Origin of the sequence: Acidiphilium sp. 34-64-41, assembly GCF_002282635.1 — a bacterium.
Lineage (GTDB): Bacteria > Pseudomonadota > Alphaproteobacteria > Acetobacterales > Acetobacteraceae > Acidiphilium > Acidiphilium rubrum.
Genome location: NZ_NCJX01000022.1, coordinates 35014 through 46318 on the forward strand (window position 1 = coordinate 35014; position 11305 = coordinate 46318).

9 protein-coding genes and 1 pseudogene are annotated in these 11305 nt (G+C 65.7%); 6 read left to right on the forward strand and 4 right to left on the reverse strand.

Translation table 11 applies throughout. The features are described 5' to 3' along the window. The first annotated feature begins 5 nt into the window (after positions 1-5). The 6 genes and pseudogenes from B7X49_RS06855 (at position 6) to atpC (ending at position 7242) form a co-directional block, all read left to right on the forward strand. A pseudogene (locus B7X49_RS06855) lies at positions 6-2182 on the forward strand (primosomal protein N'). A 174-nt stretch (positions 2183-2356) separates the two neighbouring features. Continuing rightward, entirely contained in the window at positions 2357-2935 is a 579-nt protein-coding gene (locus tag B7X49_RS06860) for a F0F1 ATP synthase subunit delta (RefSeq protein WP_286702730.1), read from the forward strand. A 1-nt stretch (position 2936) separates the two neighbouring features. Then, positions 2937-4469: a F0F1 ATP synthase subunit alpha gene (atpA, locus tag B7X49_RS06865; RefSeq protein ID WP_286702729.1), complete on the forward strand. Its 1533-nt coding sequence runs from the start codon at positions 2937-2939 to the stop codon at positions 4467-4469. 16 nt (positions 4470-4485) lie between these two features. Then, complete coding sequence (locus tag B7X49_RS06870) at positions 4486-5376, forward strand: F0F1 ATP synthase subunit gamma (RefSeq protein ID WP_286702728.1); 891 nt, start codon at positions 4486-4488, stop codon at positions 5374-5376. A gap of 23 nt (positions 5377-5399) precedes the next feature. Next, on the forward strand, positions 5400-6830 hold the full coding sequence (gene atpD / locus B7X49_RS06875) for a F0F1 ATP synthase subunit beta (protein WP_286702727.1): 1431 nt from the start codon (positions 5400-5402) through the stop codon (positions 6828-6830). 4 nt (positions 6831-6834) lie between these two features. Further along, positions 6835-7242 (forward strand): ATP synthase F1 subunit epsilon, encoded by a 408-nt coding sequence (gene atpC, locus B7X49_RS06880; protein ID WP_286702726.1) that lies wholly within the window; start codon positions 6835-6837, stop codon positions 7240-7242. Between the two features lie 240 nt (positions 7243-7482). Here atpC and B7X49_RS06885 read toward each other — a convergent pair whose 3' ends face one another. From B7X49_RS06885 to B7X49_RS06900, 4 genes are all read right to left on the reverse strand, one after another. After that, a complete protein-coding gene (locus B7X49_RS06885; protein ID WP_286838767.1) occupies positions 7483-8439 on the reverse strand; it encodes an ABC transporter permease in 957 nt (318 codons plus the stop codon). Positions 8440-8447: 8 nt separating this feature from the next. Beyond that, positions 8448-9455, reverse strand: coding sequence for a substrate-binding domain-containing protein (locus tag B7X49_RS06890; protein ID WP_286702724.1), 1008 nt, complete (start codon positions 9453-9455; stop codon positions 8448-8450). After that, entirely contained in the window at positions 9455-10255 is an 801-nt protein-coding gene (locus B7X49_RS06895) for an ATP-binding cassette domain-containing protein (RefSeq protein ID WP_286702723.1), read from the reverse strand. Before B7X49_RS06895 ends, B7X49_RS06890 begins: the two co-directional genes overlap by 1 nt. A gap of 187 nt (positions 10256-10442) precedes the next feature. Continuing rightward, positions 10443-11207: a FadR/GntR family transcriptional regulator gene (locus B7X49_RS06900; RefSeq protein WP_286702722.1), complete on the reverse strand. Its 765-nt coding sequence runs from the start codon at positions 11205-11207 to the stop codon at positions 10443-10445. Between the last annotated feature and the right edge of the window lie 98 nt (positions 11208-11305).

The window sequence follows — 11305 nt, forward strand, 5'->3', positions numbered from 1 at the left end:
GCGCAATGACCGCGACCTGCGTTGCGGTGCTGCTGCCCTACCCGTTCGACCGCGCGTTCGACTATATCCTGCCCGACGCTCTCGTCACAACGCCCGGCACCTTGCCACAAGGCACCATCGTCACCGTCCCGCTCGGCAAGCGCATGGTGCCCGGCGTGGTGTGGGACGATCCGCCCGACGCCGCCATGCCGGACCACCGCCTGAAACCCATCGCGGCCATCATCGACGCACCAACCCTGCCGGCAACCCTGCGCCGCTTCATCGATTGGGTCGCCAATTACACCATGGCCCCGCGCGGCGAGGTGCTGGCCCTCGCCCTGAAATCCAACCTGCTCGACCGCCCGCCCGACCGCTTCGGCTGGGCCGCGACCCCCCCCACCACCGCAACCAGCCCCCGCCGCCAAACCGTGCTCGATGCCCTCGCCACGCTCGACCGGCCGGACACCGCCGCCCTCGCCGCCGCCGCCGGCGTCTCGCCCGCCATCGTGCGCGCCATGGCCGATGCCGGGCTGCTCATCCAAATCCGGCGCGACCGCGGCGCCCCGCGGCTCGATCCGGATGCCGCACCCCCCACCTTCTCGCCCGAACAAGCCGCCGCCGCAGCAGCCATCCGCGCCAGCATCGAAGCCCAGGTGTTCAGCGTCACCTTGCTCGAAGGCGTCACCGGCTCAGGCAAGACCGAAATCTATTGCGAAGCCGTCGCGCAAGCCCTGCGCCAGGGCCGCCAGGCCTTGGTCCTGCTGCCCGAAATCGCGCTCTCCACCCAGTTCACCGCCCGCCTCGCCGCGCGCTTCCGCGCTTCGGCGCCGCCCCCACCCTCTGGCATTCCGGCCTCTCGCCCGCGACACGCCGCGCCAACTGGCACGCCATCGCCAACGGCACCGCCCAGCTCGTGCTCGGCGCGCGCTCCGCCCTGTTTCTGCCCTTCACCGATCTCGGCGCGATCATCGTCGATGAAGAGCACGAAGCCGCCTACAAACAGGAAGACGGCGTCATCTACCACGCGCGCGACATGGCGGTGGTCCGCGCCCGCCTCGCCGCCGCCGGCTGCATCCTCGCATCCGCCACGCCGAGCCTGGAATCCGCGATCAATGCCGAGGCCGGGCGCTACCGCCACATCACCCTCACCGCCCGCCACGGCGGTGCCGCGATGCCGAGCATCGAAACCCTCGATCTCCGCCTCGCCCCGCCGCCGCGCGGCAAATTCCTCTCCCCGGTATTGATCGAAGCCCTCACCGCCACGCTCGCCGCCGGCGGCCAGTCGATGCTGTTCCTCAACCGCCGCGGCTACGCCCCGCTCACCCTCTGCCGCGCCTGCGGCCACCGCGTCACCTGCCCCAACTGCACCGCCTGGCTGGTCGAACACCGCGCCCGCATCAGCCTGCTCTGCCACCATTGCGGCCACACCGAGCGCCAGCCCATCCTCTGCCCGTCCTGCAGCGCCGAACACAGCTTCGTCCCGATCGGCCCGGGCGTCGAACGCATCGCCGAGGAAGTCGCCGAACTCTTCCCCGATGCCCGCCGCATCGTCATGGCGAGCGACGTCATCACCACGCCCGAACAAGCCGCCGCCGCCACCCGCGCCATCATCGCGCACGATGTCGACATCATCATCGGCACCCAAATGATCGCCAAGGCCTGGCATTTCCCCGACCTCACCCTGGTCGGCGTGGTCGATGCCGATCTCGGCCTCGGCGGCGGCGATCTGCGGGCCGGCGAACGCAGCGCCCAGCTGCTCCACCAGGTCGCCGGCCGCGCCGGGCGTGCTGCCTTGCCCGGCCGCGTCATCCTGCAAAGCTTCGCGCCGGATCATCCGGTGATGCGCGCACTCTGCTCGGGCGATCTCGCGGGCTTCCGCGCCGCCGAAGCCAGCTTGCGCGAACCCGGCCACTGGCCGCCGTTCGGCCGCCTCGCCGGCGTGATCATCAGCGCCGATCAGGCCGAAATCGCCGATGCCGCCGCCAACGCCCTCGCCCGCACCGCCCCCACCGACGATGTCATCGTTCTCGGCCCCGCCCCCGCGCCCTTCGCCATGCTGCGCGGCCGCCACCGCCGCCGCCTGCTGCTGCGCGCCCCCCGCACCACCGCCCTGCAACCGATCATCCGCGCCTGGCTCGCCCGCGCCACCCTGCCCCGCGCCGCCCGCATCGATATCGACATCGATCCCATCTCGTTCCTGTGATCTCCCATCTCATTCCTGACCTCGAATGCGTTGCGCGGACAGGATGCCTATGCTAGTGGCGCGCATCGCTCGAAGGAGTGAACGGACAGACGCGCCCATGGTGATTGCACGATCATCGCAAGACGTCCTTCCGGGGTTGAAACGTCAGAATGAACCGAGAGCAGGGTCCAACTTGTGTCGTCCACCATTGCCGCATCATCGCCCGCCGACCGCGCCTCCGGTCTGTCCGCCCGCTACGCCCGCGCGCTCTACGACCTCGCGGATGAGCGCAAGCAGCTCGACCAGACCGTCAGCGAAATCTCCGCCCTCGGCACCCTGATCGACGATTCCGCCCCACTCCGCCAGCTCATCGCCAGCCGCTCGATCGATGCCGCCGAAGGCGCGCGCGCGATGGAAGCCGTGCTGGCCGGCCAGGGCTTCTCCGACCTCGTGCGCCATTTCATCGGCACCGCCATCATGAACCGCCGCCTGCGCGACCTGCCGGAGCTGATCAGCGGATTCGCTGCCTATGTCGCGGCAAAACGCGGCATCATCACCGCCGAGGTCGCCTCCGCGCATCCCCTCACCGATACCCAGCGCGCCCAACTCGCCGCCCGCCTCGCGGAAGCCGGCTATGGCCGCGTCACCATAAGCGAATCGGTCGACCCCAGCCTCCTCGGCGGCCTGGTTGTGAAGATCGGTTCGAAACTCTACGACACCAGCTTGAAATCGCGCCTGCAACGGCTGCGCTTTGTAATGAAGGGAGCCGCCTGACATGGACATCCGTCCCGCCGAAATCTCCGAAATCCTCAAAAAACAGATCGCGAGTTTCGACACCGAAACCGACGTGGCCGAAACCGGTCAGGTCCTCTCCGTCGGTGACGGCATCGCCCGCGTGTTCGGCCTCGCCAACGTCATGGCCGGCGAACTGGTCGATTTCCCGAGCGCCGGCGTCAAGGGCATGGCGCTCAACCTCGAAAACGACAATGTCGGCATCGTCATCTTCGGCGAAGACCGCGCCATCCGCGAGGGCGACACCGTCACCCGCACCGGCAAGATCGTCGATGTCCCGGTCGGCAAGGGGCTGCTCGGCCGCGTCGTCGATGCCCTCGGCAACCCGATCGACGGCAAAGGCCCGATCGAGTCCACCGAACGCCGCATGGTCGAGGTCAAGGCCCCCGGCATCATGCCCCGCCAGTCGGTGTTCGAACCGATGCAGACCGGCATCAAATCGATCGATGCCCTGGTGCCGATCGGCCGCGGCCAGCGCGAACTGATCATCGGCGACCGCCAGACCGGCAAGACCGCCGTCATCATCGACACCATCCTGAACCAGAAGCCGCTCAACGCCCAGGACGACGAAAACAAGAAGCTCTATTGCATCTACGTCGCGATCGGCCAGAAACGCTCCACCGTCGCCCAATTGGTCCGCACCCTCGAGGAAAACGGCGCGATGGAGTACTCCATCGTGGTCGCCGCCACCGCCTCCGAACCGGCGCCGATGCAATTCCTCGCCCCCTACACCGGCTGCGCGATGGGCGAATACTTCCGCGACAATTCGATGCACGCCCTGATCGTGTACGACGATCTCTCCAAACAAGCCGTCGCCTACCGCCAGATGTCGCTCCTGCTCCGCCGCCCGCCCGGCCGCGAAGCCTATCCGGGCGACGTGTTCTACGTCCACTCGCGCCTGCTCGAACGCGCCGCGAAAATGTCCGATGAATTCGGCGGCGGCAGCCTCACCGCCCTGCCGGTGATCGAAACCCAGGCCGGCGACATCGGCGGCTACATCCCGACCAACGTGATCTCGATCACCGATGGCCAGATCTTCCTCGAAACCGAATTGTTCTTCAAAGGCATCCGCCCCGCCGTCAACGTCGGCGCCTCGGTCTCGCGCGTCGGCTCCGCCGCGCAAATCAAAGCGATGAAACAGGTCGCCGGCAAGATCAAACTCGAGCTCGCGCAGTACCGCGAAATGGCCGCCTTCGCCCAGTTCGCCTCCGATCTCGACGCCTCGACCCAAAAACTCCTCGCCCGCGGTGCGCGCCTCACCGAATTGCTCAAGCAGCCGCAGTACAAGCCACTGCCGGTCGAAGAGCAGGTCGTCTCGATCTTCGTCGGCACCCGCGGCTATCTCGATGCCATCGCAATCGACCGGATCGGCGATTTCGAAGCCCAACTCCTCTCCGAGCTGAAAGCCCAGTCGCCCGAAATCATGGACGCAATCCGCAACGACCGTGAAATCAAAAAGGACACCGAAGCGAAACTGATCGACTTCATCAAATCCTTCGCCAACAGCTTCGCGTGATCGGCGGACCCAACCGATGCCCAGCCTGAAATCCCTCCGCAACCGTATCTCCAGCGTCAAATCGACGCAAAAGATCACCAAGGCGATGAAAATGGTCGCGGCCGCCAAGCTGCGCCGCGCCCAGAGCCAGGCCGAGGCCGCGCAACCCTATGCCACCCGCATGGCGTCAATGATGGCGGCCCTCGCCCAGGGTGCCGCCAGCAATCCCAACGCGCCGAAACTCCTGGTCGGCACCGGGGCGGACAAGCGCCACCTGATCGTCGCCGTCACCGCCGATCGCGGCCTCGCCGGCCCGTTCAACGCCTCGATCAGCCGCGCCGCCAAAGCCCGCGTCCGCGCCCTGCAAGCCGAGGGCAAATCCGTCCAACTCTTCGCGGTCGGCCGCAAGGGCCGCGACTCCTTCCGCCGCGACATGGCGGACATCATGATGGGCGACGTCAATTTCGTCGGCCGCAAAACCGTCGAATTTAAGGACGCCGAAGCGATCGCCGATCGCATCATCGCTGCCTTCAATGACGGCCAATTCGACGTCTGCACATTGATGTTCAACAAATTCGTCTCGGTCATGGTCCAGACCGTCGCCGAAACCCCCCTCATCCCGGCCGCCGGCGGCCCCGCGAACGACAACGAAAAACCCGAACAATCCGGCACGGCCGACTACGAAATCGAACCCGATGACGGCTCCCTGCTCGACCGCCTGCTGCCGCGCAACCTCGCCATCCAGATCTACCGCGCCCTGCTCGAAAGCAGCGCCGGCTTCTACGCGAGCCAGATGACCGCGATGGATGGCGCGAGCCGCAACGCCGGCGACATGATCAACCGCCTGACCATGAACTACAACCGCACCCGTCAGGCCAACATCACCCGCGAATTGATCGAGATCATCTCCGGCGCCGAAGCGCTGTGAGACCGAGTTAGGAAAACAATATCATGGCAAGCAACAACACCGGCCGCATCACCCAGATCATGGGCCCCGTGATCGACGTTCAGTTCGAAGGCGACCTCCCCTTCATCCTCAACGCGCTCGAAACCAAGGTCGGCGACCGCCGCCTGGTGCTCGAAGTCGCCCAGGAAATCGGCGAACGCACCGTCCGCTGCATCGCGATGGACAGCACCGATGGCCTCGCCCGCGGCGCCGAAGTGTCCGACACCGGTGCCGCCATATCGGTCCCGGTCGGCCCGGAAGTGCTCGGCCGCATCCTCAACGTGATCGGCGAAGCGATCGACGAACGCGGCCCGATCGGTGCGAAAACCACCATGCCGATCCATCGCGACGCCCCCAGCTTCCAGGATCAGGCCACCTCCTCGGAAATCCTGGTCACCGGCATCAAGGTCATCGACCTGCTCGCTCCCTACCTCAAGGGCGGCAAGATCGGCCTGTTCGGCGGCGCCGGCGTGGGCAAAACCGTTCTGATCCAGGAACTGATCAACAACATCGCCAAGGGCCACGGCGGCGTCTCGGTGTTCGCCGGCGTCGGCGAGCGCACCCGCGAAGGCAACGATCTCTACCATGAAATGATCGATGCCGGCGTCATCAAACTCGGCGACGACACCACCGAAGGCTCCAAAGTCGCTCTGGTCTACGGCCAGATGAACGAGCCGCCCGGCGCCCGCATGCGCGTCGGCCTGTCCGGCCTCACCATGGCCGAATACTTCCGCGATGAGGAAGGCCAGGACGTGCTGTTCTTCGTCGATAACATCTTCCGCTTCACCCAAGCCGGCGCCGAAGTCTCCGCCCTGCTCGGCCGCATCCCGTCGGCCGTCGGCTATCAACCGACACTCGCAACCGACATGGGCGCGCTCCAGGAACGCATCACCTCGACCAAAAAAGGCTCGATCACCTCGGTCCAGGCGATCTACGTCCCCGCCGACGACCTCACCGACCCCGCCCCCGCCGCCTCCTTCGCCCATCTCGATGCCACCACCACGCTCAACCGCGCGATCTCCGAAAAAGGCATCTACCCGGCGGTCGACCCGCTCGACTCCACCTCCCGCGCGCTCGATCCGCGCATCGTCGGCGAGGAACACTACAACACCGCCCGCGAAGTCCAGCGCATCCTGCAAAGCTACAAATCCCTCCAGGACATCATCGCGATTCTCGGCATGGACGAGCTTTCGGAGGACGACAAACTCACCGTCGCCCGCGCCCGCAAGATCGAACGCTTCCTCTCGCAGCCCTTCCACGTCGCCGAGGTTTTCACCGGCTCGCCCGGCCTGTTCGTCGCCGTCGAAGACACCGTCCGCAGCTTCAAGGCCATCTGCGCCGGCGAATACGATCATCTGCCGGAATCCGCCTTCTACATGGTCGGCACCATCGAGGACGCGGTGAAAAAAGCCGAATCCCTCAACGCCACCGTCTGAACCAATGACCCTCGCGCTCGAAATCATCAGCCCGGAACGCCTGCTGCTCGCGCGGCAGGTTTCCATGGTCGTCATCCCCGGCACCGAAGGCGACCTCGGCATCCTGCCCGAACACGCCAAACTCATCACCTCCCTGCGCGGCGGCATGATCGACATCTACGAGGACGATGAAATCATCGACCGCTTCTTTGTCTCCGGCGGCTTCGCGGAAATCACCGAAACCCGCTGCACGGTCCTCGCCGACGAAATCATGAAACTCGCGGACATCAACCGTGACACCGCCGCGGAACAACTCACCGCCGCCGAAACCGAATACCGCGAAGTCGACGAAGCCGACCCCACTGCCTGGCGCAACGCCTCGGACCGCCTGATCACCGCCCAGGCCCGCATCGACGCGCTCGCGCACGAATAACCGCCCCCATCCACCGCTCGTCGCCCGGTCATCACAAGGCGCGCGCGCGACGAAGCCATCCGTCCCCGCGCGCCACACTCCGGGAAACCAACTCCCAAACCCATTCCCAAACCCCGCCAATCTTGATGCCCTAAAGCCCGATGACATGGGTGTGATTTAATGGCGGATATTCCCTAAGCTAGTTTTTTCAGTGATTTCAACGGTTGATAAGCCGGATGCGCCGAGGCTGGGTCGTGCTGACTAACGTAGCCGTCGCCGCAAATTATCGACGTAGACAGCGCCGACGACCACGATGCCGAGGATGACCTGTTCCACGTAGGAGGAAATGCCGGCGAGTTGGGTGCCGTTTTTCAGGATGGTCATCAGCAGGGCGCCCAGCACGCTGCCGAGAATGGTGCCGACGCCGCCGAACAGGGAGCCGCCGCCGATCACCACGGCGGCGATGGCGTAGAGTTCATAATTGCCACCTGAGGTCGGCTGGGCCGCCGCGGTGTAGGACAGGTAGACGATGCCGGCGAGCGCGGAGATGATGCCGCCGAGCATATAGATCATCAGCAGGTGACGCGGTACGTTGATCCCCACCCGCCGTGCGGCCTCGGCGTTGCTGCCGATCGCGAGGGTGGCCGCGATCAGGGCGATCACGATCGCGATCCAGCCCATGTTCGGGACCCCGAGGATGGTGCCTTGCGAAATCGCCTGGAAACCATTCGGCAGGCCGAACACCGGGGTGCCGTTGGTGGTGAGCAGGGCAGCCCCCATCGCAATGGCAAGCATGCCCAGGGTCGCGATGAACGGCGGCACGCCGAGCACCACGATCGAGCCGCCCACAATGGCACCGACCACCGCACCGAGCAGCAGGGTCAGCGCCACCGCCGCGATCATTCCCAGATGGGTATCGACCAGGATGATCGCGCAGATCATCGAGGATAACGCCACCACCGAGCCCTGCGAGATGTCGATGCCGGCGGTTGCGATGATGAAGGTCTGCCCGATTGCGAGAATCGCGATGACGGCGACCTGCTGGGTGATGTGGAACCAGTTGATCGCGCTGAGGAAGCGCGGGTTCAGGATCCCGAAAATGATGATCAGCACAACAATGCTGATCAGTGCGAAGGCCAGTTGCCGCACGAAGCGCAGGGCGGCGCGCCCGCGCGGCACGGTCTCGATTTCGGGCTTGGGCGCGACGCTCTGGTCCATTTCCGCGATCAGCCGGCCGGCTTGTAGTCGGGCGCGTACTGGCGGATTGCGGCGGTCGCTTTGGTGGAGCCGAGGTTCGCCGGTGTCAGCAGGAAATAGGGCGTGCTGATGCGCTTCGGCAGGGTTTTGCCCGCGATTTTGTCGAGCAGGGCGACCACAGCGTAATAGCCCATGTCGTAGGGCGATTGCAGGATGGAGGCCTGGATGATGCCGGATTTGACATAGGCGATCTCGCCCAGATCGGCGTCGAACCCGACCACCTTGACCTTGGAATGCGCCCGCTGCACCGCCTCGGCCGGGCCGAGCGCCGCGCGGTCGTTCGCACCGAAAATCACGTCGAGCTTGGGATACTGGGTCAGCATGGTCGTCGCGATGCGCAGGCCGGTGCTGACGTCGTTTTGTGAATACTGGATCGGCCCCATCCGCTTGATGCCGGTATAGGCTTTCATGCCCTGCATGAAGCCCTTCGGGCGGGCGATGCCGGTCGAGGCGGTGTGGTTGAAATCGACGATTGCGTATTGGCCCTTGCCGTGCATCAGGTGTGCGGCGGTGTATTTGGCGAGCGCGGCTGCCGCACCGATGTTCGAGGTCGCGAGGAACGTGTCGGCGATGTTGGGCGACAGGCCGGAATCGACCGTGACGACCGGGATATGGGCGGCGAGTGCTGATTTCACCGGTTTGAGCAGGGCCTGCGGGTTTTGCGCGGCGAGGATCAGGCCATCGGTGCCGGCGGTGACCGCGTTGTTGACCATGCCGATCTGCCCGGCGAGATCGAGGCCGCTTGCGGGTGCCTCGAAGCTGACGGTCGCACCGTATTTTTTGGCGGCCGCATCGGCGCCGGACCGCACCGCGAGCCAATAGGGCGAGGCGTTCGATTTGGTGATCAGTTCGAAATGATAGGCCTTCGCCGGTTTTGCCGGGGTGGCGAGTGCGGCGACGGTGGCGTCTTTCGCCATCGCCTGCAGCGGGACGGCAAGCAGTGCGGCACCTGCGAGCAACAGTGTAATTCTTGACATTATTGGTACTCCCCTTCGGTTTTATTGGTTTCAGCATCGGCGTAGCCGGTCATGTAGCGGATCAGTTCGGTCTGCGAAGTATCGGCGCAACGCACGTCGAACACTTTGCGGCCGCGATACATCACCATCACGCGGTCGCAGATTTTCAGGATTTCGACCAGATTATGGCCGATGAACAGCACGCCGATGCCCTCGGCGGCGAGCTGGCGGGCCATTTTCAGGACGTTTTCCGTCTCCATCACCGCGAGGGCCGCGGTCGGTTCGTCCATGATGACGATTTTGGCTTTCCAATACAGCGCCCGGGCGATCGCGACGGCCTGGCGCTGGCCGCCCGAAAGATCGAGCACCCGGGCGGAGGGATCGGGGATGTGGCTTTCGATCCTTCCGAGCAGGGCAGCGACCTCGCCGTGGATTTTGCGTTCGTCGAGCATCGGGATCAGCCCGGCGAACCGGCGGATCGGTTCGCGGCCGAGAAAGATGTTGGCGCCGACATCGAGATGGTCGGCAAGCGCGAGATCCTGGTAGATCGTTTCGATTCCGGCGTCGCGCGCATCGCGCGGCGTGCGAAACGCGACATCGTGGCCGGCGAGGCGGATGCGGCCGGCATCGGCCCGATGGACGCCCGAGATCACTTTCATCAGGGTGGATTTGCCGGCGCCATTGTCGCCCACCACGCCGAGCACCTCGCCGGGTGCGACCTGCATCGAAACGCCGCGCAAAACTTCGACCGCGCCGAAGCGTTTTTCGATGCCGGACACTTCGAGCGCCGCGGTGCTCGATGCGGTCCCGGATGCGCTCATCGACCTGCTCGCGCAGGCGGGCGGTGCGGCGGTGCGGATGATGTCCGCATGTTCGTTTCCCCCTGGCCGACGGCGGCGACCGCCGCACCGGCCTGATTTATTGGCCTAAAGGTCGGACCAATAATGCCGCGTACCAACAAGCGCCGCGTCTGACAAGCGGCGCCGCGCGGGTCAGCGCGCGATAACCTCAGTCGCGCATGAAAACATCGATCACCATATCGAGATGGGCGGCCATGGCAGCATGGGCGCGCGCCTCGGCGCCGGCGCGGATGGCATCGAGAATGGCGGCGTGCTGGATCTGCGAGCGGGACGCCATATCCGTCGTGGTGTAGAGCGACTGCAGGCGACGGAACATGCCGCCATAGGCGTGGCCGAGCAGGATGATGGTGAATTGCTCGAACGCCGCATTGCCGCTCGCCTGGGCGATGCGGATGTGAAACATCCGGTCGCCGGGGTGGGTGGTCGAACGGGCGCGGGTCTCGGCGGCATCGGCGGCGAAGGCGGCCTCGATCGCGGCGATATCGGCCTCGGTCGCGCGCCGTGCGGCCAGGGCGGCGGATTCGGGCTCGATCACGCGCCGTGCCTGCAACAAAGCGAAGGGCGGGATTTCGATATCGAGGTCGAGCGCCACCGGCAATTCGGGATCGGGGCCTGGTTTGGTCAGGCGCATCGCCTGCTGCATCAGCGAGGCGCGGGCGGGTGACGCGATGGGTTCCGGCGGCAGGGCGCATACCTGTACGCCATCGCCCACGCGGACATCGACCAGGCCGATCACCTCGAGCGCGATCAGCGCCTCGCGCACCGAGGAGCGGCTGACGCCGAGGCTCGCCGACAGGTCGCGCTCGGCGGGCAGATAGCTGCCCGGCGGATAGGTGCCGGCGGCGATCAGGTCGCTGATCTGGTCCGCGATCTGCCGGTACAGGCGGCGGTTGCGGATGGGCGCCAGTGCCATGATGGGTGAGGACTCCTTCGCGGTCCGCTTGCGCGACCCTGATGCATTTGATAACGCCATATCATTGGTCCGGCCATTGATCCAGTGTACCGCGATCG

Excerpts from the sequence above, each read along its gene's own strand:
- atpD (WP_286702727.1), top strand. The coding sequence starts at position 5,400 with ATGGCAAGCAACAACACCGGCCGCATCACCCAGATCATGGGCCCCGTG.
- B7X49_RS06885 (WP_286838767.1), bottom strand. The coding sequence starts at position 8,439 with ATGGACCAGAGCGTCGCGCCCAAGCCCGAAATCGAGACCGTGCCGCGC.
- atpA (WP_286702729.1), top strand. The coding sequence starts at position 2,937 with ATGGACATCCGTCCCGCCGAAATCTCCGAAATCCTCAAAAAACAGATC.
- B7X49_RS06890 (WP_286702724.1), bottom strand. The coding sequence starts at position 9,455 with ATGTCAAGAATTACACTGTTGCTCGCAGGTGCCGCACTGCTTGCCGTC.
- B7X49_RS06895 (WP_286702723.1), bottom strand. The coding sequence starts at position 10,255 with ATGAGCGCATCCGGGACCGCATCGAGCACCGCGGCGCTCGAAGTGTCC.
- B7X49_RS06900 (WP_286702722.1), bottom strand. The coding sequence starts at position 11,207 with ATGGCACTGGCGCCCATCCGCAACCGCCGCCTGTACCGGCAGATCGCG.
- atpC (WP_286702726.1), top strand. The coding sequence starts at position 6,835 with ATGACCCTCGCGCTCGAAATCATCAGCCCGGAACGCCTGCTGCTCGCG.
- B7X49_RS06870 (WP_286702728.1), top strand. The coding sequence starts at position 4,486 with ATGCCCAGCCTGAAATCCCTCCGCAACCGTATCTCCAGCGTCAAATCG.